The organism is Thermoactinomyces sp. DSM 45891 (genome assembly GCF_900119485.1).
Classification (GTDB): Bacteria; Bacillota; Bacilli; order Thermoactinomycetales; family Thermoactinomycetaceae; genus Baia.
The window spans coordinates 41,302-62,745 of the sequence record NZ_FPJZ01000012.1 but is presented as its reverse complement, the minus strand read 5'-3'; the positions used below and the strand labels follow the sequence as shown (position 1 = coordinate 62,745).

The following is a 21,444-nucleotide window of genomic DNA, read 5'->3' as shown; positions in this document are numbered from 1 at the left end:
TGGGAGAGGGGAGTTTGAGTGCGATGGAAAAGGAAATGCAAACGGAACCTTCTTACATTTATGAAGTATTTGTCCAAAGAGATCATCTAGACCCTATGATGCATGTAGGAAGTTTACTAGCGCCCACAGATGAACTGGCTCTTCAGTTAGCAAGGGAAAATTTTACCCGTCGGGAACAGATTATTCAGATTTGGGTGGTGCAACGAACGCACGTTCACTCTTCAGCAGAAGCTGATTTCCATGCGAGAGAGATGGATCGATCATATCGTGAAGTTTCGGGTTATACGGAAAACGGTCGTTTGTGGCGAATGTTTAAGGAAAAGGAGATTACATTAGAGGAGATTGTTCGATACGTCGAGCAGAAAAAGCAGTCTAAAGATGATCTCCGTAGGGAGGGAAATCATGAGTCATGAGACGAACTCCCTAGCACCTGAACAATTAACAGAGCAACAGCACATGGCCTTGGTAGATTGGTTAACCAAGTTAGCAGACGATGAATTTATATTGGGACACCGAGATTCAGAGTGGCTGGGATTATGCCCTACTGTGGAAGAGGATGTAGCATTTAGTTCGATTGCACAAGATGAGGTGGGGCATGCGGCATTTTACTATGAATTGATTCAGGAGTTAGAAGGAGTAAGCGCTGATTATCTAGCTTTTCAACGACCGGCTCACGAGCGAAAGAACTCCCTTCTTGTGGAGCGCGAAAACGGCGATTGGGCCTATACGATTGTGCGCCACTATCTGTATGATTTATGGGATCAAATTCGACTTGATGCTATGGTGAAATCGAGATATACCCCCTTAGCGCATGGAACAAAAAAGATGAAGCGGGAAGAGTATTACCACCTCATTCACTTTCAACATTGGTTTACCCGATTAACGGGGTGTGGTGGGGAAGCTCGAGAGCGGATGAAGCAAGCGATGGAGTGGGCGGAGCAGGATCTCGATGATCTATTGGATATCGGTTTATATGAAAGCGATCTCCTTTCATGGGGGATTCTTACCCAGGAGCCCGCGAAGATGAGAAGCGAGTTTTATAGTCAATATGAAGATCTATGGGGAAAAATTTCTGATTTATCAGGGAGACGGATTATCTTTTCTAAGCAAGCATCTAAGGGGCGAATGGGACAACATTCTCAAGCGTTAGCCTCTGCATTGGAAAATATGACAGAGGTGATACGATTTGACCCAAACGCAAAATGGTAAGCAAAAACAGGAACGATTTTATCAAATCCTTGACGAAGTGAAAGATCCGGAGATTCCAGTCATAAGTATAGTAGAGATGGGAATGGTCCATCAGATTACGGTTGAAGAGAGAATCATCTGGATCCAAGTCATGCCTACCTTTCTCGGATGCCCGGCTTTAGAGATGATTGAAAGGTCGATTCGAGAGCGAATGTTGGAAGAGCCTGATATGGATGAGGTATTTGTTGAGTTTATCCGAGATCCGTTATGGAGCAGTGAGCGGATTACCCCCATTGGGAGAGAAAAGCTAGCTGGTTTCGGTCTGGCGACACCTTCAATAGATCGTTTGGATCAGGTGGAGTGCCCTTATTGCCAATCAAGTGGAACAAATTTGGTTAATTTGTTTGGCTCTACCGCGTGCCGTTCGATTTACTATTGTCGCTCTTGCAAAGAGCCGTTTGAAGCGATGAAACCTATTTGATAATGAGGGAAAGAGGGAGATAACATGGTAAAACTAACCGCTTTATACCGTCATCCGGAAGAGGTTCAAGAGTTTGAGACGAGATACTTTGAGGGTCATATACCACTAGCTCGAAAAATGCCGGCTCTATTAAAAATGGAAGTTACTAGGTATACCGAAACTCCTATGGGTGACCATCCTCCCTACTATTTACAAGCCGACCTGTATTTTGCCTCAAAAGAAGCTCTTGAAGCGGCGATGAAGTCTCCGGAGGGAAAGGCAGCGGCAAAGGACGTGATGAGCTTTGCTGGGAAGCTTGTGACGATGATTGTAGGAGAAGTGAAAGGGGAAGCTTAATGTGACCGAGCGGATATGGGCGTCTCCCGCTGTGATCGGTACGGGGACGATGGGAAGAGGCATCTTGGACATGTTGATTACCGCGGGTTATCAAGTGAAAGCGTTTGATAACTGCAAAAAAAATCGTATTAGTGCCCGTGAATGGTTAGAAGAGCGATGGTGGAATTTGGCGGAGAAAGGGAAGAAAACTTTATTTGAAGTAGAGTCAATGCAAGAGAGGCTAGTGTTAGTAGATTCTCTACAAGATTTGTCCGAATGTGATTTTATTATTGAGGCGGTGCCTGAGGATTTGCTAATGAAGAGAAATATTTTTCATCAATTAGATTCTCTTGTCTCAGCCGATACCGTTCTTGCAACAAATACTTCTTCTTTATCTGTGACCTCGATTTCTAGCAAATTAAAGCACCCAGAGCGGGTTATTGGATTACATTTCTTTAATCCAGTTTGGCGATTACCGTTAGTAGAGGTGGTAGAATCAGCTCATACACCATTGGAATTGATTCAGCAGGCGATGAGCTGGCTACAGACGATGGGAAAAGAGCCGATTCATGTTTTGGATACCCCGGGGTTTATCGTGAATCGGGTGGCACGCCCCTTTCATTTAGAGGCGTATCGCATCGTAGGGGAAGGATCGGCAGAGAAGAATCAAGTAGACCGTATTCTCCGTTCCGCTGGATTTCCGATGGGCCCCTTTGAGCTACAAGACTTGATCGGTATCGATATCAATTATTCGGCCTCTCATTCTGTTTATGAAGGCTTCCACTATGACCCCCGTTTTCGTCCTCATCCAGAGCAACGAGCTTTGGTTGAGAGCGGGAAGCTGGGTCGGAAGTCAGGAAAGGGGCATTACATCTATGAATGAATTCATTCTACTGGTAGGTAAAGGAAAATTAGTAGAAGAAATAGATTTGTATTTAAACCAACAAGGAATGAAGACCAAGACTCTCGATCAAGCATTTCCAGCTAATGAAGTGATTGCGGTTTTCGATCTGGAAATAGGATTGAATCAAGAAAAAAGACAACTTTTACAACAGGTTGAGACACGAGTTACGCAACAGACTCCTATTTTTACTTCGGTCCTACATCGAACGGCGACAGAAATCGCTTCTTGGTTATTTTATCCGGAGAGACTAGTTGGTTTCTCCCCCCTTCTGATGCCCGAGATGACTGTCGTAGAGGTTTGCTTTCCGATTCAATCCCTTCGTCCCAATCATAAGTTCCTTTCCATCTGGAAAAAGTTAGGTAAGGGTGTTGAGATCGTAGGGGATCAGCCAGGTCTCGTATGTGCGCGAACGTTAGCTTTATTGGTCAATGAAGCATCGTTTGCTCTATCGGAAGGAGTTGCGAAGGCGACGGATATCGATTTAGCGATGGAAAAAGGATTGAATCATCCACAAGGCCCTCTCCAATGGGCGGATCGGGTTGGGGTTCATCATCTCTATGCTGTTTTAGAAGGGTTGCAACGCGAGTACGGGGAAGATCGTTATCGACCGGCACCGTTGCTTCGGAAGATGATGTATGCCCAGTTTATCGGTGTTGAGGCAGAGCAAGGTTTTTACCGCTATGGACCGCAAGAGATGAAGCGAGATTCACACTGTTTTGCCGATCGCTCAGAACGAAGATCGAAGATGCTTTCCGATGCATGAAGTTGTCATTGTGGATGCGGTTCGTTCCCCGATCGGCAAGGTGCGGGGGAGTCTTTCCACGGTTCGGGCGGATGATTTAGCCGCTTATGTCATTGAGGCATTGTTGGAGAGAAATCCAGAACTAGATCCCCTTGATATAGCAGATGTAATGTTGGGATGTGCTAATCAAGCGGGTGAAGATAATCGAAATGTTGCTCGAATGGCTTCTTTGTTGGCAGGTCTTCCTTATGAGGCTCCAGGTACAACTGTGAACCGGCTATGTGGTTCAGGGATGGAGGCAATCATTCAAGCGGCGCGTTTGATTCAAGTGGGTGCTGGACAGGTGGTCATAGCAGGCGGGGTAGAGAGCATGTCCCGTGCACCTTGGGTTATGCTGAAGCCAGACGAGAGAATGATGCGAGGGAATCAGAGCTTAGTGGATACCACACTAGGATGGCGGTTTATGAATCCAAAAATGGAGGAGCGATTTTATCCTTATAGCATGGGAGAAACGGCGGAGAATATAGCTAAGCGTTACTACGTTTCTCGGCAGGAGCAGGATGAATTTGCGTATCTAAGCCACCAGAAAGCGACTCAAGCATGGAGAGATGAGCGATTTTTTAGTCAAATTGTCCCGATTCCTACGAAGAAAAAAGGAGAAGAGAAGAATAAATGGGTAAATATGGACGAACAGATGCGTCCAGATACTTCAATTGACCGATTATCGACTCTGAAAGCTGTTTTTCGCGAAGAGGGAACTGTAACAGCTGGAAACTCGGCTGGGATGAATGATGGAGCATCTGCTTTGCTCTTGATGGAAAAAGGGTATGCTCTTCGGTACGGATTTCGTCCGATGGCTCGGTTCGTGCAATCGGCTGTAGCTGGTGTTCATCCCGATGTGATGGGAATTGGACCCGTTCCTGCTACTCAAAAAGCCTTACAAAAAGTAGGTTTACGGATTCAAGATATCAATTGGTTTGAGGTGAATGAAGCATTTGCCGCCCAAGCGATTGCTTGTATCAAAGAGCTAAAAATCCCTGTTGAATGTGTCAATCCACTAGGAGGATCCATTGCTTTAGGACATCCACTCGGTGCAAGTGGTGCGCGGATTGTTACCACATTAATTCATCAGTTAGAGCAAGAGTCTCAGTCTGGTTCTTATGGAGTAGCTACGATGTGCATTGGAGTGGGGCAGGGAGTTTCGATGATTGTGCAAAGCATGTAAAAGGGTGAAGGAGGAAATGGGATGGCAGTTGATTCCGTTCAGATTGGTAAGAAATATTCTCTATGGATTAATGGTGAAGCTGTGCCGGGAGGGCATGGAGAGACATTTCCTATTACGAACCCTGCGACTGGGGATGTGATTACCCATGTTGCCAAAGCGACAAAAGGAGATGTCGATCAAGCCGTTATAGCTGCGAGGGAAGCTCTAGAGAAGGGCAAATGGGCTACTTGGCCAGCCAGCAAGAGAAGCCAAATTTTGTTTAAGATTGCGAGCATTATGCGAGAGAGGCTCTCTGACTTGGTACAGCTTGAAGTGTTAAACACAGGGAAAACGGTATCGGCGGCGAAGGGGCAAGTGTACCAAGCGATTGAAGACTTTGAGCTATACGCAGGTGCAATTACGACGATTCAAGGGGCTACAAAATCGGTTCCCAAGGGATTTTTTCACTATAGTGTAAAAGAACCGGTGGGGGTTTGTGCGCAGATTATCCCTTGGAACTATCCCTTGATGATGGCAGCATGGAAAATAGCTCCTGCTCTGGCGGCTGGATGCACGATTATTCTAAAACCAGCTAGTCTTACACCTCTTACTGCTTATGCACTAGCCGAGATTTGTCATGAAGCAGGCGTGCCAAAAGGCGTGTTGAATGTCATTACGGGAAGCGGTGCAGACGTTGGTTCCTATCTAGTCCAGCATGCCGGTGTTGATAAAGTTGCCTTTACAGGTGAAACCAGCACGGGCAAAGATATTATGGCAAAAGCTTCCGAGTCTCTAAAGCGGGTAACTCTTGAATTAGGTGGTAAATCCCCTAACATTGTGTTTGCCGATGCGGATTTGGAAGGTGCGATCCATGGTTCCATTTATGGTATCTACTATAATACGGGACAATCTTGTGAAGCGCGTTCTCGCCTACTGGTTCAAGAGGAAATCTATGATCAGTTTGTGGAGCAATTTGTAGAGAAGACGAAGAAACTTCGAATCGGGGATGTATGGAATAAAGATAGCCACGTAGGATCAATTATTTCCCGGGAACAGTGGGAAGTGGTAGATTCGTATGTAAAATCCGCGATTGTGGAAGGGGCTACCGTACTCTGCGGAGGGCGTACGCCGGAAGGGGAGTTATTTGCCCAAGGATATTGGTATGAGCCGACGGTGATTGTAGATGTTACTTCGAGAATGAAAGTGGTACAGGAAGAGATTTTTGGCCCTGTTGTCGTGATTCAGAAATTTTCAACGGAGCAGGAAGCGATTCAACTCGCTAACGATAGTCATTATGGCCTAGCGGCGGCTGTCTGGACAGCGGACCATGCCAAAGCGCATCGCGTTACTTCGCAATTAAAAGCGGGGGTTTTGATGGTGAATAATCCATTCTCTACCTTCCCTGGGCTTCCATTTGGTGGGTACAAACAATCTGGTTTTGGAAGAGAGTTGGCTACCGAATCACTTGAATTATATTTGGAAACCAAGAGTGTTTTATCCTATATAGGTCCAAAGCCACTCAATCCATTTCAATTATAAATTACAGCGAGATGATGATTTCACATGAAAACAGGTTTGGAAAAAGGGAATAAGAAATCAATGCAAATGACAGTATCACCAGAAATGACTGCTTCTTTTGCTGGCCGCTTGATTCACCCAGTCTTGTCCACTGTGGCCATGGTTTATCACATGGAATGGGTGGGGCGGTTGATTATTGAACCGTTCTTAGAGGAGAATGAAGAGGGGATTGGCGTGGAGATTCAAGTGAAGCATTGTTTGCCTGCTCCAGTTGGAGTAGATGTCGTGTTTGAAGCAGAGGTTATGGATCGGACAGATCGACAAGTTACCTGTAGAGTGACCGCTTCCCATGAACATGGGATAGTAGGAGAAGGAGAGTTTATACAGCGGATTGTCTCGAGAAAGAAGCTGTATGATAAATTTCGAGAGCTGTCTTAGCATTCTTTGCGAGTTTTGCCACTTGCCCGAAGTTTCGATGGACGATGCGGACTTGCTTTTTCACATCTTTGCTGGCTCACAAAATCAACTCCCATCTAACCCAAGTGCGTGTATTTTTGAAAATACCGCTTACTTGGGTTATTCTATTCTGATAGAGTAAAAAAGATAGAATCCAAAAAGAAACTTAGAAAAAGGTGTAAACGCCATGAGCATTTTAACAGTAAAAAACTTGAGCCACGGATTTGGTGATCGTGCTATTTTTAATAACGTGTCCTTCCGTTTGTTAAAAGGAGAACACGTAGGATTGATTGGTGCAAACGGAGAAGGAAAATCGACATTTATGAATATCATCACCCGTAAGTTGGAACCAGATGCGGGGAGTGTGGAGTGGGCGAATAATGTACGTGTTGGTTATCTAGACCAGCATGCGGTTCTCACTAAAGGATCTACGATTCGTGATGTGTTAAAAGGGGCCTTTTCTTATCTGTTTGATCTGGAAACGAAGATGAATCAGTCTTATGAGCGAATGGGGGAGTGTACTCCTGAGGAACTAGAGGCATTGTTAGAAGACGTAGGCGTTATTCAAGACCTCCTTACAAACAATGATTTCTATGTGATCGATGCGAAGGTAACTGAGATTGCTCGCGGTTTAGGCTTAGATGACATCGGACTGGATCGAGATGTAAATGATCTTAGTGGTGGCCAACGGACAAAGGTTCTTCTAGCTAAGCTGTTACTCGAAAAGCCTGATATCCTCCTATTAGACGAACCTACCAACTATCTGGATGAGCAACATATTACATGGTTGAAGCGATATCTTCAAGAATATGAAAATGCATTTATTTTAATATCACATGATATCCCGTTTCTCAATAGTGTAATCAACGTTATTTATCATATGGGGAATCAGGAGTTAAATCGTTATGTGGGTGATTATGATAACTTCTGTATGATCTATGAGGCGAAACAGGCCCAGTTAGAATCAGCATTTAAGAAGCAACAGCAAGAAATTGCCGATTTACAAGACTTTGTACAACGCAATAAAGCACGTGTCTCGACGCGTAATATGGCGATGTCTCGTCAGAAGAAGCTAGACAAGATGGAGAAAATAGAGCTAGCGCCTGAGAAGCCGAAGCCACAGTTCGATTTCAAAAGTGCTCGTACATCCGGTAGGATGATTTTCGAAGCGAAGGATCTAGTCATTGGTTACGATGATCCGTTATCTCGTCCTCTCAATCTCTCGATGGAACGAGGGCAAAAAATTGCGCTGGTCGGAGCCAATGGGATCGGAAAAACGACCCTACTGAAAAGTATTTTAGGACAAATACCATCCTTAGGAGGTTCTGTTGAGTTAGGAGACTACTTGGAAGTGGGCTATTTTGAGCAAGAGATCAAAAAAGCGAATCATAATACTTGTATCGAGGAATTGTGGCAAGAGTTTCCTTCCTTTACTCAGTTTGAAATAAGAGCTGCATTAGCTAGATGTGGACTGACTACCAAGCATATCGAGAGTAAAGTGGAAGTGCTGAGTGGAGGGGAAAAAGCAAAGGTTCGCCTATGTAAGTTAATCAATCGTCCTACGAATCTTCTAGTTTTAGACGAGCCTACCAACCACTTAGATGTAGATGCGAAAGAGGAATTAAAGCGAGCTTTGAAAGAGTATAAGGGCAGTGTCCTCATCATCTGTCATGAACCTGAGTTTTATCAGGATGTCGTAACAGATGTGTGGAATGGTGAAAACTGGACTACTAAGATTTTTTAAGTGAGGGCTTTGTAAGCCTAGCACCGTATGCATGGTCACATGTGGTGCTAGGCCTTTTTATGTTAATTATTCAGTTTACAGTTTATAGTAATCCACGAATAATGGTTAATTCATTTCTCTTTGAGTCATAGGTCATTGGATAGACTTGACCTGCGTCTAAATTAAAACGATCTAACGTTCTTGCTGTAAAACGTACGGCACTTCGTGATTCACCTGGGAATGTGAATAAAACAAACCTAAAGAAGAATACCTTACTTCCTAAGCGTACTTTAATGTGAGTAGTATTTGGTGAAATTCCGAGTCTTCGGGCGGCCGTTGCATTTATGAAAATAGTATGATTGGGTCTAGGAGATAGATTATAGAAACTACGATCTAGCTCCAGTACTCTAACTGGTACGTAATCGTAATGTGATTTTTTTTTCAAGTATGTTTTCCTCCTCTCAGTCTCTTTCTATATATATGTAAGTTTTTATAGATTGATAGGAACAAACGTTGATTCGTAAATCAAAATAGTTGAATAGGATTTATTAGATTTAGGAACGTGATAAAAGTTCTGTTTTTTCTTATTGTTTTATTATTATTTTTATTTTTTTATAAATGTGTACAATATATTAAAAAATATATTTATGCCTAGGAAGAATGATTTTGTTATGTTAAAGTGTTAAATAGTCGATATACAGAATTTAAATAATAATGTAATTTAGTGTGTTGAAACAAAATGATTTTCTAAATCAGTATAAATACAAAATAGAGTATTATTATAGGAGTTTGTATATATGGAAATGAAGTTGAGGCATAAACCATTTGAATCTCCATATGAAGAGCTTATCCACCCTCATCTATACAGAGTGCGTGATAATCTCTTTCTTGTTCAGTTTAAAGTGATGAAGGTGTTGCCGGCCTTTAATATTGTGCGTCGTGCAATGGATCGGGGAGAAATTAAACAAGATTCATTGGTGGTGGATACTTCGAGTGGGACATTTGCTCTAGGTCTTGCTCTAGTATGTCATCATTTTAAATTGAAATTGAAGATTGTAAGCGACCCTGCCTTAGATAAAAATTTAAAGGCTCGATTAGAAGACTTAGGGGCTCAAGTAGTAGTTGTTGAACAGCCGGACGAACAAGGTAATTATCAGTCGAAGCGCCTACAGGTTGTGAAGCAAATCGTAGAGGAAAATAAAAATGCCTTTTGGTGCAATCAATATGACAATCCTGATAATCTGCAGTCATACAGCCTGATTGCAGATTTGATTGCTGAGAAAATCGGTGATCAGGTTTCACTTGTAGGTGCTGTGGGGTCAGGTGGATCAACGAGTGGTATTATTCAAGCTCTTAGAGACCGAAACCCTGATTCGAAAATGATTGCAGTAGATACGTTTGGAAGTGTCTTGTTTGGATTAAATGATTCAAAAAGACAGCTACGGGGATTAGGGAATAGTGTGGTTCCAAAAAACTTAAAGCATGATCTTTATGATGAAGTTCACTGGGTAAGTGCACGATTGGCATACTCTTGGACCAGAAATTTACATAGAAAACATGCTATATATGCTGGAGGAACGACAGGAGCATGCTATGGTGTGGCTGATTTTCTTTCAAGGAATTCACCAGATGAAACGTTTGTGTTCATTGGACCTGATGATGGAGTCCGTTATATGGAAACGATTTATAACGATGATTGGCTACGGGAGAATCAGTTTCTTCTAGCCAGTAATGAGCTCGTGGAACCACAGGAATGCATAGGTCCGTGGGATGTATCTGGTAGTCCTCATGATTGGGCTTTTATGAAATGGAATCGAAAATCGGCTTTATAGGGGGGTTGATTTATGGAAGCTAGATCCATTGTTTTTGTGGAAAGTAATACCACGGGAACGGGTGAGCTTTTTATCAAAGAAGCTTTGGTGATGGGGTATAATGTATTTTTCTTATCAAAAGATCCGTTCAAATACCCGTTTTTAGAGAAGTACCCAATCCATTACGCTCAAATAAACACAGAAAATTTCGATGAAATCATTCATATGGTGGAAGGAATTCCTAATGTTGATCTTGTCTTTTCATCAAGCGAATTTTATGTAGAGATCGTGAATCAGATTAATATGCGTTTGGGGTTGGTATCGAACCGACCGGAAGCAATAGCAATCTGTAGAAACAAACTTGCATTATATGAAATGCTCAGTAAGAAGGAATTATGCCCGAAGGCAATACGTGTCTTACGTTCTACCGTTCTAACTAATACGGCTGATGATCTAATGCCATACCCGTTTGTTGTGAAGCCACTTAAAGGATCGGGTAGTCAGGGAGTACGTTTTATTCGGGATGCAGACCAATTAGCTATATACGCGAATGAGATAGATTCAGACGAGTTTATTGTCCAGGAATATATGGATGGTGAGGAATTTTCGGTAGAGGTTCTATCTGTACATGGTGAGCATCATGTGATGGGGATTACAAGAAAGTATCTGGGTAAGGAACCGAATTTTATTGAAATAGGGCACGATTTCCCTGCTAACTTGCATGGGGATGAGGCAGAGAAGATTTGCTGTATCGTACATAAGGCTCTTGATGAAATTGGTTATATGACAGGAGCATCCCATGTTGAAATCCGCGTAAAGCACCATACTGTGAAGATAATTGAGATCAATCCTAGATTAGCCGGTGGGATGATCCCAGTTTTGATGAACAAATGTACCAATATCAATATGATTCGACTTTGTCTGCTTTTACACTTAGACAAGGTGGGAGAGTTTGCCGAGGAGATGGCGGGATTTACATTCCGTCAAAAAGGTGTTATTCGTTTCAAACTGGCAGAAGATAGAGGAGAAATCGAGAACATAATGGTAAAGAAAGGAGAAAATGATGATAAGTTGGATCATGAGATCCTACTGTTGAAAAAGAGTGGAGATCAAATTACTCTCTCGGGAGATTTTAAGGATCGCATTGCATGCGTGATTGTAGCAGGTTCAGATACCAAGGAATGTGAGCAGGTTGCCAAAGGTTGGCTGTGCAGGATAGAAACTGTTTATTGCGATAGGAAGGATCCATCTTTAGCAGACCACACCCTTCATTTTTTAGAGAGTACAGGCAGGTTAAGTTCCACACTCCATCCTTATGCGCAAGCAGTTATGAAGACAGAAAAAAGCAGGACAAGCCTAGAAGAAATACGGCTAATTTGTGACATAGATGAAGCACATCAGATTATGCTTCTAGAAAGTGGGATTTTACCACATGATGATGTGATTCCAGTATTAAGAGAAATACAGAGATTACGAGGACTTGAGTTTGAGAGCGTTCTCAGTCTTCCAGCTCCAAGGGGCTTATATTTAACATATGAAAGCTATATGATAGCCCAGCTTGGGGAGAGGTTAGGGGGGAACTTGCAGTTGGCTCGATCTCGAAATGATATCAATGCAACGATGAATCATCTTTTTATCCGAGATCATGGGCTCGATTTGATTCAGACTCTTTGGAGATTGATGTCTTCGATGACGTTGCTCTCTAGAAAGTATGTAAACACCGTGTTCCCTATCTATAGCCAATATCAAACGGCATTGCCGGGGACATTTGGACACTATCTCATGGCAATTGTAGAAAGTCTGTTAGACCATACCCATCAGTTGAGTAGCCTTCTTGAATGGAGTATGAAGTCACCTTTAGGGGCTGGCTCTGGGGGAGGGACAACACTTCCGATCAATCCCAATATTACAGCTCAGTTACTAGGTTTCAGAACGGGATATCGAAATTCAATTGCTGCTGTTAGTAGTAGAGACCTGAATTTGCGTGTCGCTAGTGAGTGTTCCTTTATTGGTCTGACCCTCAGTCGATTCATTCAAGACCTGCAAATCTGGTCTTCGATAGAATTCTCGTTATGTTCATTACCGGATCACCTTTGTGGGGGGTCATCAGCCATGCCACAAAAAAAGAACCCGTACCTACTGGAGTGGGTAAAATCTCGGATAGATGAGTTATTAGCGATCAAGGATACCCTTACTTTTTCGGTACATAAGACTCCATTCTCGAACTCGTTTGAGATTTCAGGGATTAGCACAGACCATTCTTGTGAAATGATTTCAAAGGTAACGAAAGTCATCCATATGACTAATATCCTATTAAACGGTTTATCGATTCATGAGGCATCGGCTAAAAAGCACCTGATGGAAAGCCATTCCTATCTAAGTGATATAGCTGAGTATTTATTCCATGAACACTCCATTTCGTTTAGAGAATCGCACCATTATCTTGGTGAAATCATCCCGTTGGTTGGGACTGATTATGAGGCTCTCGTCAAGTTAGTAAATCAAAGGTTTGGTATTCAGATGAGTCAGGTGTTACCATCACAAGATCGATTTTATGGGATGGGTCCTGGAGAGAAGCAAGTGAATAAGCATATTTCCTACTGTATGGATTCATTAGAACTGATCAAGAATCAATTAGATGATGTTTCTCAGCAAATACGGATGGCATATCGTAAAAAGGAGCAGTTGATTTATCGTATGGTTCCGTCCACGTAAGTTAGACATGAGTACCCTACTTCAGTGAACGAAATAAAGAGGAGAAATTAGGTTATGCCGGAAGCAATCGCGAACTACACTCAATTGGGCGTGGATTGGGCAAGAGGTACTTTTGGAGAGTTGTTACAGGGACAGCTACCTGATGGAAATCATTTTCTCGTTACTCTACCGATCTCTTTACAATCCAAAGCAACTTTTTTACCCGACCAAAATACGAAGGTGATAAGTGTTTATCCTCCTAATAAGAAGAAAGTGAGAGTAGCAATCGACTACTTATTACGCCGATTTAATATTCAGTTTGGTGGCCTTCTCATGATTCATAGTGACATACCAGAGGGGAAAGGATTGGCTAGTTCATCTGCAGATATCGTCGCAAGTATTCGAGCTGTTTCTAAATATCTGAGTCTTCCTGTCACTCCCAGTATGATTGAGGAGGTCATGCGTCAAATCGAACCGAGTGATGGTGTCATGTATGAAGAATGTGTCACTTTCTATCATAGAGAAGTACGTCTAGCCGGGAGGCTGGGTGAATTGCCCCCGATGATTATTGTAGCTGCAGATACAGGAGGAATGGTTGATTCCATACAACATAATCGTAGGAGTCCTCAATATATCGATTCGGAACGAAATACGTTTCAACGTTTGCTTGAGGACCTTAGAATTGCGATCACACGTAGAGATTTAGATGCAATTGGTAGAGTTTCTACAATGAGTGCTGAAATGAATCAGAAAAGACTTTATAAAGAGTACTTTGATTTTTTCATGAGCTTGAATCATAAAAAAGAAGTTTGTGGTACAGTCATTGCACACTCTGGCACGATGATTGGATCGATTCTCAATCCATATGATTCTAGGGTGACAGGAGCAATAAACGACATATTGCAGGGATTTCAGGATAGAGATATCGAGCCCATAATCTATACCAATATGTAAGGTGTTTCAGAGGCACTGGATCACAACTCTCTGATAAGAGGGAATATTAGTATATTTTATGGGTGAGCTAGATGGAGAGGGAGAAAGCTATGACAACCAATACAGAACTCAAACTTAGCAAGTACGAGTTATCACACACACAGAAGCGCTTCTGGTTTACGGAACAATTGGAGTTTGTACAAGCATCAAAGGTAAATGCGCTGTCTCATGTATCTACTGCATTTACATTAAAAGGGAAGTTAGATAGAGAGGTCTTTCATCAAGTCATAAATACTTTAGTGAGTCGTCATGATATATTGCGCACTTGTTTTCGTGAAGAAGATGGAACTCCTGTACAAGTAGTCTTTTCCGATATTGACTATGATACGTATATGGTAGATATGTCTCAGCAGGATACATCTCTACAAGAGTTAGTGATGAGTGAGCTCAATAAACCATTTCGGTTAACGGAGGCGCCGCTCATTCGCATTACTCTATATAAGTTGTCGGAGTCAGAGCATATGTGTCTCCTTGTTGCACATCACATTATTGCGGATGGTTGGGCAATTGATATTTTAATGTCTGAGTTCGCTACTCTTTATCGTTCTATGGCAAATAAACAGCCTAATCCACTAGTACCTCTAGCGATTCAATATAGTGACTTTGCACACTGGCATAATGAATTGCTAGAGGGAGGAGAATTAGATGAACAACGGAAGTTTTGGTTAGATCGTTTGGCGGGGGAGTTGCCTGATCTCAATTTCCCCTTGGACTTTCCACGACCCCTCATGCAAAAATTTGATGGTGATACTGTTCCGCTCGTAATTGACGGGGAGTTAATGGAGAAATTAAAGAAAACGTGCGAAAAGCTAGATGTCAGCATGTATATGTTTCTATTAGCATCGTTTCAAGTTCTCTTAGCCAAGTATACTCGAAACAAAGATATTATCGTAGGAACGTCGTTATCGGGTCGAGTTCATCCAGAGGTAGCCGATCTGGTTGGATGCTTTATTAATACATTACCTGTACGAAATGAAGTAAACGGAAGTGAGTTGTTTACAGACTTTGTGAAACGAGTCAAACAAACAGTTCTCGAGTTATATGCGAATCAAGAATATCCGTTTGATCGCATTGTGGAAGAGTTAGGGATTGAACGGAATCTAAGTCGAAATCCAGTGTTTGATGCGGTTTTTGAATTACATACATTGCGTACAGATAAACAGTTAGAGGTAGAAGTGACGAAAGATCTTAGCCTCTCCTTTGAAAAGTCGTTAGATCATATCGAGTATTCGGGGTTTGACTTTGTTTTTGAACTGTTCCAGACGGAAGGCAAGATCGATGGCTATATCCAATACAGTACATCACTGTTTCGAAAGGAAACAATCGAACGTTTAAGTCGGCATTTTATTCAATTAGTGGCGCAAGTGGTAGAAAGACCCGAACAAAATGTTTGTGAGATTGACATGCTATTAGAGGAGGAAAAAAATCAAGTCCTGAAGCAGTTTCATTCGAGTAAAGAAATATTCCCTATTCACGTTCCGTTGCAAACTTTGTTTGAGGAGCAAGTGGCTAAAACGCCAGGTCATATTGCGGTGAGTTTTGAAGGAGAAGAGTTATCATATCAGGAGTTAAATGAACGAGCGAATCGCATGGCGTACTTACTTCGTTCACAAAGAATCGGGGCCAATCAATTTGTAGCAGTGGTAAGTGAGAGAAATCCCGATTGGGTTGTAACCATGTTGGCTATTTTTAAGAGTGGGGCTGCTTATGTGCCGATTGATCCCAACCTTCCAGATGAACGGATTGCGTATATCTTACAAAATAGCGAATCGAGGGCAATCGTGACCCAGAATGCTTTTGTGGAACGATTACTATCGCTACAGATCGACCAGACGGTACAAACGATGATCTGCTTGGATGCAGAAATGGGACATTCGAAACGAACCGGGCTTTATGCAAAGGGTGATCTAAATCAGTGCAGTTCAGATAATCTCGATCCGATCAACACTTCGATGGATCTTGCTTATATGATTTATACATCAGGTTCTACAGGTAAGCCTAAGGGGGCATTGGTACGTCATGATGGCATGATTAATCATCTTTATTCGAAGATTACTAGCTTGAGTTTAGGAGCTGGGGATGTCGTTGTGCAAAATGCATCTATCAGCTTTGATGTCTCTGTTTGGCAGTCCCTAGTGGCCTTGTTAGTAGGAGCGAAAACATCGATTGCTTCGTTTGAAGTTTCACGTGACCAAGCTTTATTGTTTGAGCATTTGCAAAAAGAAGGAGTAACGATAGTCGAAACTGTTCCTTCACTCCTGTTCGCATTTCTTGACACAGTAAAAGGATTATCGGAAGCCAATAGACAATTGCCCAAGTTACGTTGGATGATTGCGAATGGTGAAGAGCTACCTATTAAACTAGTAAATAGCTGGTTTGATCTGTATCCAACTATCAAATTAATTAATGCATACGGTCCTACAGAATGCTCGGATGATGTAACACAGCATGTTATGACTGGCGTGATAGATGCAGAGCAACTCCGTGTTCCGATCGGACAACCCTTACCCAATATGATTTTATATGTAGTAGATCAATACCATCATTTGGCACCAGTTGGGGTCAAAGGCGAAATTTGGATTAGTGGGATTGGAGTAGGCGATGGTTACTGGAAGAATGAAGCGCTGACAAAAGAAAAATTTATTTCGAATCCGTTTGCAGAGGATTGGACAGAGGAGCGTGCCTATCGAACAGGAGACTTAGGCCGCTGGTTGCCGGATGGATCGATTGAGTTCTTTAGTCGCATAGACTTTCAAGTGAAAGTACGTGGATTTCGAATTGAGCTAGGTGAGATTGAGAGTGCGATTGGAAACCATTCACAAGTTGACGAGGTAGCGGTTATCGTGAAGCAGACAGAAGCCGGTGATAATACGTTAGTGGCTTTCTATACCAGTAAGCAATTACTTGGATCTAGTGATCTACAGGAATATCTGCGGGGGATTCTACCCTATTATATGGTGCCGGCGCTCGTATTGAGAATTGATAGTATGCCTCTTCTAACGAGCGAAAAAATAGATCGCCATGCTTTAAGGGCGTGGGAAATAGGAGAGGGAGAGAAACAGAGAGTATCAGGGCTACACACGAAAACCGAGATAGAGCTTGCATCGATCTGGCAGGATATCCTTGAGTTGAACCAGATAGATGCCGGTGATAACTTCTTCCAACTGGGCGGACATTCAATTAATGCAGTAAAAGTGATCAACCGGATACGTGACCGATTCCAGATCAAAATGACTCTGCAACAGATCTTTATTACTCCTGAATTGAGTGAGTTGGCGGGTGTAATCGATATAGAGGTTGCGAAAAAGAGTGATTTAGAAGAAAAACACGATCTCTCCCTTCAACGTATGCCTAAGCAGGAGTTATATGAATTAGCTCCAGTACAGCTTCCTGAATGGTATATGCACCATTTTGAACCAGATAATCCGTTTTATAATACTAGTTTTGACTTGATGTTTCATGGAGATATGGACTTGCAGGTGTTTGAGAGGGTTTGGCAAACTCTCATGTCGCGACATGCAGTACTGCGTACCACCTTTAAAAACGAGAATGGAATCCCACTACAAATAGTAGCTCCAAGTAGAGAAATGAGGCTTAGTGATCTCTATGAAGATTATAGCCACATAGCGGAAGATCAGATTCCTGGGGCTATCAAAGAGCTTGCTGAGGCACATGCGAATCAAATATTTGATTTTGAGAGAGGTCCTTTATTTTCTACTAAGTTGGTTGAACTGCCAGGTAAACAGTTCTTATATATGTTTGCTAGTCACCATATCATTTGGGATGAAACTTCCTCGATGAACCTAATGAAAGAATTTAAAGAGCTTTATAATGCATATATAACAGGTAGACAGCCACAGTTACCCACTCTTGAGGTGGAGTATACAGATTATGTACAGTGGATGAATCGTTTGGTAAAGGAAGGGCATTTGGAGAATCAACGTCAATATTGGTTAAAGCAGTTCTCTAATGTGCCTCCAGGCCTTGATTTACCAACAGACTACCCTAGACCGCCTATGGTTACATTTAATGGGGGGACGATACTAGGAAGATTTGATCCAGGTCTTCAAAAGCAAATGGTTGATTTTTGTCAACAGAATGATATTACGTTAAATATGTTTTTGCTCACTGTATTAAATTTACAGTTGCACCGGTTAAGTGGTCAATCTGATTTTGTGGTAGGCTCACCGATTCTCAACCGTGATGATGTGAAGCTAGAAAGTATGCTTGGTTTGTTTGCTACAGCTCTCCCACTGCGCTGTACGATTGAGCCAGATATGACTTTTGAACAGCTACTTGCACATAGTAAGCAGACCTCGATTGAGGCATATGATCATCATGCATATCCAAGTAATTTTGTGATTGAGCAGATTGAAGCGGAAGTAGACTTGTCGCGAACGAAACTGTTTTCTGTGATGTATGGTTTACAAAATAACAAGCAGAGATTGATGGATGAGATTCAATTTGAAGGGTTGCAATGTAACTTTCGCGTGTATGATTTCATCGAGCGAAATTCCCGCTTTGACTTAACATTTGTTTTTGATGAATTAGAAAGTGGTCTTGAAATTAACCTTAATTACAACTCTGATTTATTTACGAAATCAACAGCAGAGCAGATTTCGCAGCAGTTTATATGGCTCGCGGAGCAGGTAGTTAGTGCACCAGGGAAACAGCTTCAAGAGTATGCGCTGGTATCGGAATCAGAGAAACAGCAGATGAATGAGTGGAATCAGACAGAGAATTCCTCCGAAGGTGCAATGTGTCTTCATGAAATGATCGAGAGACAGGCTGCGAAGACACCAGAAAATCCAGCCATTCTATATAACGAGACTACTCTCAGCTATCGTGAGCTAAATGAGAAAGCAAATCGCTTAGCACACTGGCTCACACACCTGGGTGTAAAGCCTGAAGATAAGGTAGGGATTACATTTGAGCCATCTACAGACATGATGGTGGCACTGATAGCTGTGTTAAAAGCAGGAGCTGCCTACGTTCCTCTTAGCCCAGAAGTTCCAATAAGTCGTCAGCAGATGATCATCCAACGCGCAGGAATTGATGTAATCCTTACGGAGAGTCAATATGTGAGAGAAGATCTATTATTTCAAGGGAAAAGGATTATCGTGGATGTAGATGGTTCGCTGATTGATAAGCAATCGAATACGAATCTAAATCTCTCTGTATCATCTAGCACGTTAGCCTATGTGTTATTTACTTCCGGTACGACAGGCATGCCAAAGGGAATCGAAATAGAACATCGCGGTATCATTAATCTGTTTGAGTGGAGTCAGAGCAAATATCCACTTTCTGATTCAGATGCAACTTTGTTTATGACACCTTATACATTTGATGCATCGCTACTTGAAATATTTTGGCCTCTAACACAAGGTGCGAAAGTAGTGATTCCAGAGCCTGCGGAACGTAAAAGCCCAGCTTCGATCGGGAAGTTGGTAAAGAAACATCAGATTACGATTCTCCAGTTTGTGCCGATATTATTAGAAGCCTTTGTAACGGCAAGGAAAAATGGGGATTTTGAAAACTTGCCGTCACTCCGTTATGTGATTTGTGGAGGGGCTCTACTTACTCGCGAGTTATGCGATCAATTCAAGAGTCAGTTTTCCTGTCGTCTGAGCAATCACTATGGCCCGACTGAAATAACAGTAGATGCGATTACATTTGATTGTGATGAGCCCTATTTAGGAAATGCCGTTCCGATTGGTAGGCCGATTCACAATGTGAAAGTGTACCTACTAGATGAATTCATGAATCGTGTGCCCGTTGGAGTACGGGGTGAAATTTATATCGATTCTCCAGGACTTGCACGTGGATATCTGCATGATCCAGCTATGACGGACCAGTACTTTGTACCGAATCCCTTTACGTCAGATGTGAACGCTCGATTATATAAAACGGGTGACGTTGCGAAGTATGTAGAAGATGGAAATATCGTCTACCTAGGCCGTATCGATCATCAAGTAAAAGTGCGTGGGAATCGAGTAGAGCTAGAAGAAGTAGAGAGTTGGCTAGCTTCGCACGAGCGTGTAAGTAGTTGTGTCGTGATTCATAAGAAAGATGAACGAATGGATGGACTCGTCGCTTATGTGGAAATGAAATCGGAAAGTCCTGTTCTTCAAATGGATGGGGAAGGGTTAAAGTTATATACTCTTTCACAAATCCCTAGTCTACAAGACAAAATGAACGAGCTTCATTTTACTGCATGGCCTGAATTTTTCTCTGGAGAAGAAGTGCTACGGGAATATTGGCCTCAACTCTTTACTCAATTTACCGAATACCAACTTGCTTTGGTCGATGGTTTAGGAGAGGTAGTAGCTGTTGGGAATGCAATTCCGATTTACTGGGAGGGTACCAAGGAGCATTTGCCACAAGGTTGGGATGAGGCTTTGATTAAAGGTTTTACAGACGCCAAAGGAGACCAAAAACCAAATACACTACTCGTTCTCGCGGGGGTAGTGAATACGAAATATCAAGGAAAAGGACTTGCAACATTACTAGTAAAAGCGTTTAAAATGCTCGCTCATGGACATGGATTACAAAGTCTGATTGTACCCGTTCGCCCAACAGGTAAAAATGCGTACACGGATCTCGATTTTTCTTCTTACTGCGAATTGCGGAGGGAAGACGGATTGCCTGTAGATAACTGGTTACGTTCACATGAGCGTGTAGGAGGAAAAATCCTTCAGATTGCGCATAAGTCTCAGTATGTTAAGGCAAGTGTTGTTGATTGGCAAAGATGGGCAGGTACTATCTTTGAGGAAAGTGGTTCTTATGAGGTAGAGAAAGCTCTATCACCTGTCCATATTGACTTGGAACAAGGAATAGGGGAGTATTGGGATCCGAGTGTTTGGGTGGAGCATCCACTTGATTCAGCGCAGACTTGGAATTATGTTGATTCAAGTCAATTGGAAAGCTATTTGAAAGAATTTATGCCTGAATATATGGTCCCGCAGCAATACGTTTTTGTAACCCAAATGCCACTTATGACAAGTGGTAAGATTGATAAAAATAGGTTGCCTAAAGCCTACACACTCTTTGCTGAGCGAGAGTTTATATTACCGAAGAGTCAAACAGAGGAAGAAATTTTGAATATCTGGAGAGAGATCCTTCAGATGGAGAGCATTAGTGTAACGGACAGTTTTTTTGATTTGGGAGGTCATTCTTTGAAAGCTGCTCAAATCGTTTCACAGATTAGTAAAAAATGTCGAGTCTCGTTCTCGATTCGTGAGCTATTCGAATTTGTCACGATTCGCAAATTAGCTCAGGTGGTAGATGAAAAGCGAGACATGCTAGGGAGCGACAAGTCTTAGTAGATAGAGAAAAGGGAAGCCCTCTTCTGATGCAAACATTCGAGGAAGAGGGCTTTGTTTTTTAAAAAAGGTGTTGACCACTTCATAACGGGT

The 21,444-nt window shown here is 42.3% G+C and carries 15 protein-coding genes; 14 read left to right on the top strand and 1 reads right to left on the bottom strand.

Annotated elements, in window-relative coordinates:
- Window positions 1-23: 23 nt before the first annotated feature.
- From BT147_RS10495 to BT147_RS10450, 10 genes are all read left to right on the top strand, one after another.
- A complete protein-coding gene (locus tag BT147_RS10495) occupies window positions 24-413 on the top strand; it encodes a hypothetical protein (protein WP_072334842.1) in 390 nt (129 codons plus the stop codon).
- Window positions 403-1,209 carry a 1,2-phenylacetyl-CoA epoxidase subunit PaaC gene (gene paaC, locus BT147_RS10490; protein WP_072334784.1) on the top strand — a complete coding sequence of 269 codons (807 nt, stop codon included), beginning with the start codon at window positions 403-405 and terminating at the stop codon, window positions 1,207-1,209. Before BT147_RS10495 ends, paaC begins: the two co-directional genes overlap by 11 nt.
- Complete coding sequence (gene paaD / locus BT147_RS10485; RefSeq protein WP_072334779.1) at window positions 1,187-1,669, top strand: 1,2-phenylacetyl-CoA epoxidase subunit PaaD; 483 nt, start codon at window positions 1,187-1,189, stop codon at window positions 1,667-1,669. The genes paaC and paaD overlap by 23 nt, the downstream gene beginning before the upstream one ends.
- Before the next feature lie 24 nt (window positions 1,670-1,693).
- Complete coding sequence (locus BT147_RS10480) at window positions 1,694-2,005, top strand: EthD family reductase (RefSeq protein ID WP_072334776.1); 312 nt, start codon at window positions 1,694-1,696, stop codon at window positions 2,003-2,005.
- A gap of 1 nt (window position 2,006) precedes the next feature.
- Window positions 2,007-2,867 (top strand): 3-hydroxyacyl-CoA dehydrogenase NAD-binding domain-containing protein, encoded by an 861-nt coding sequence (locus tag BT147_RS10475; RefSeq protein WP_286119334.1) that lies wholly within the window; start codon window positions 2,007-2,009, stop codon window positions 2,865-2,867.
- On the top strand, window positions 2,860-3,651 hold the full coding sequence (locus tag BT147_RS10470) for a 3-hydroxyacyl-CoA dehydrogenase family protein (RefSeq protein WP_072334774.1): 792 nt from the start codon (window positions 2,860-2,862) through the stop codon (window positions 3,649-3,651). Before BT147_RS10475 ends, BT147_RS10470 begins: the two co-directional genes overlap by 8 nt.
- Entirely contained in the window at window positions 3,644-4,855 is a 1,212-nt protein-coding gene (locus BT147_RS10465; RefSeq protein WP_072334772.1) for a thiolase family protein, read from the top strand. The genes BT147_RS10470 and BT147_RS10465 overlap by 8 nt, the downstream gene beginning before the upstream one ends.
- A 21-nt stretch (window positions 4,856-4,876) precedes the next feature.
- Entirely contained in the window at window positions 4,877-6,373 is a 1,497-nt protein-coding gene (locus BT147_RS10460) for an aldehyde dehydrogenase family protein (RefSeq protein WP_072334769.1), read from the top strand.
- A 24-nt stretch (window positions 6,374-6,397) separates the two neighbouring features.
- Window positions 6,398-6,790: a thioesterase family protein gene (locus BT147_RS10455; protein WP_072334766.1), complete on the top strand. Its 393-nt coding sequence runs from the start codon at window positions 6,398-6,400 to the stop codon at window positions 6,788-6,790.
- Between the two features lie 205 nt (window positions 6,791-6,995).
- The gene (locus BT147_RS10450) at window positions 6,996-8,552 is read left to right on the top strand and encodes an ABC-F family ATP-binding cassette domain-containing protein (RefSeq protein WP_072334763.1); all 1,557 of its coding nucleotides are present in this window, start codon (window positions 6,996-6,998) and stop codon (window positions 8,550-8,552) included.
- 82 nt (window positions 8,553-8,634) lie between these two features.
- On the opposite strand, the gene BT147_RS10445 is transcribed toward BT147_RS10450, so the two are convergent.
- Window positions 8,635-8,976 (bottom strand): hypothetical protein, encoded by a 342-nt coding sequence (locus tag BT147_RS10445; protein ID WP_072334760.1) that lies wholly within the window; start codon window positions 8,974-8,976, stop codon window positions 8,635-8,637.
- A 352-nt stretch (window positions 8,977-9,328) separates the two neighbouring features.
- On the opposite strand from BT147_RS10445, the gene BT147_RS10440 reads away from it, so the two are divergent.
- The 4 genes from BT147_RS10440 to BT147_RS10425 all read left to right on the top strand — a co-directional run bounded on the left by BT147_RS10440 (window position 9,329) and on the right by BT147_RS10425 (window position 21,351).
- A complete protein-coding gene (locus BT147_RS10440) occupies window positions 9,329-10,363 on the top strand; it encodes a pyridoxal-phosphate dependent enzyme (protein ID WP_072334757.1) in 1,035 nt (344 codons plus the stop codon).
- Between the two features lie 12 nt (window positions 10,364-10,375).
- Complete coding sequence (locus tag BT147_RS10435) at window positions 10,376-13,057, top strand: lyase family protein (protein ID WP_072334754.1); 2,682 nt, start codon at window positions 10,376-10,378, stop codon at window positions 13,055-13,057.
- A 54-nt stretch (window positions 13,058-13,111) separates the two neighbouring features.
- On the top strand, window positions 13,112-13,990 hold the full coding sequence (locus BT147_RS10430; RefSeq protein ID WP_072334752.1) for a GHMP family kinase ATP-binding protein: 879 nt from the start codon (window positions 13,112-13,114) through the stop codon (window positions 13,988-13,990).
- A gap of 89 nt (window positions 13,991-14,079) precedes the next feature.
- Entirely contained in the window at window positions 14,080-21,351 is a 7,272-nt protein-coding gene (locus BT147_RS10425) for a non-ribosomal peptide synthetase (protein WP_072334749.1), read from the top strand.
- The last annotated feature ends 93 nt before the right edge of the window (window positions 21,352-21,444 follow it).

Coding starts and splice junctions, on each gene's coding strand:
- BT147_RS10455 (WP_072334766.1), top strand. CDS start 6,398: ATGAAAACAGGTTTGGAAAAAGGGAATAAGAAATCAATGCAAATGACA.
- BT147_RS10495 (WP_072334842.1), top strand. CDS start 24: ATGGAAAAGGAAATGCAAACGGAACCTTCTTACATTTATGAAGTATTT.
- BT147_RS10435 (WP_072334754.1), top strand. CDS start 10,376: ATGGAAGCTAGATCCATTGTTTTTGTGGAAAGTAATACCACGGGAACG.
- BT147_RS10440 (WP_072334757.1), top strand. CDS start 9,329: ATGGAAATGAAGTTGAGGCATAAACCATTTGAATCTCCATATGAAGAG.
- BT147_RS10465 (WP_072334772.1), top strand. CDS start 3,644: ATGCATGAAGTTGTCATTGTGGATGCGGTTCGTTCCCCGATCGGCAAG.
- BT147_RS10430 (WP_072334752.1), top strand. CDS start 13,112: ATGCCGGAAGCAATCGCGAACTACACTCAATTGGGCGTGGATTGGGCA.
- BT147_RS10460 (WP_072334769.1), top strand. CDS start 4,877: ATGGCAGTTGATTCCGTTCAGATTGGTAAGAAATATTCTCTATGGATT.
- BT147_RS10480 (WP_072334776.1), top strand. CDS start 1,694: ATGGTAAAACTAACCGCTTTATACCGTCATCCGGAAGAGGTTCAAGAG.
- BT147_RS10470 (WP_072334774.1), top strand. CDS start 2,860: ATGAATGAATTCATTCTACTGGTAGGTAAAGGAAAATTAGTAGAAGAA.
- paaC (WP_072334784.1), top strand. CDS start 403: ATGAGTCATGAGACGAACTCCCTAGCACCTGAACAATTAACAGAGCAA.
- BT147_RS10450 (WP_072334763.1), top strand. CDS start 6,996: ATGAGCATTTTAACAGTAAAAAACTTGAGCCACGGATTTGGTGATCGT.
- BT147_RS10425 (WP_072334749.1), top strand. CDS start 14,080: ATGACAACCAATACAGAACTCAAACTTAGCAAGTACGAGTTATCACAC.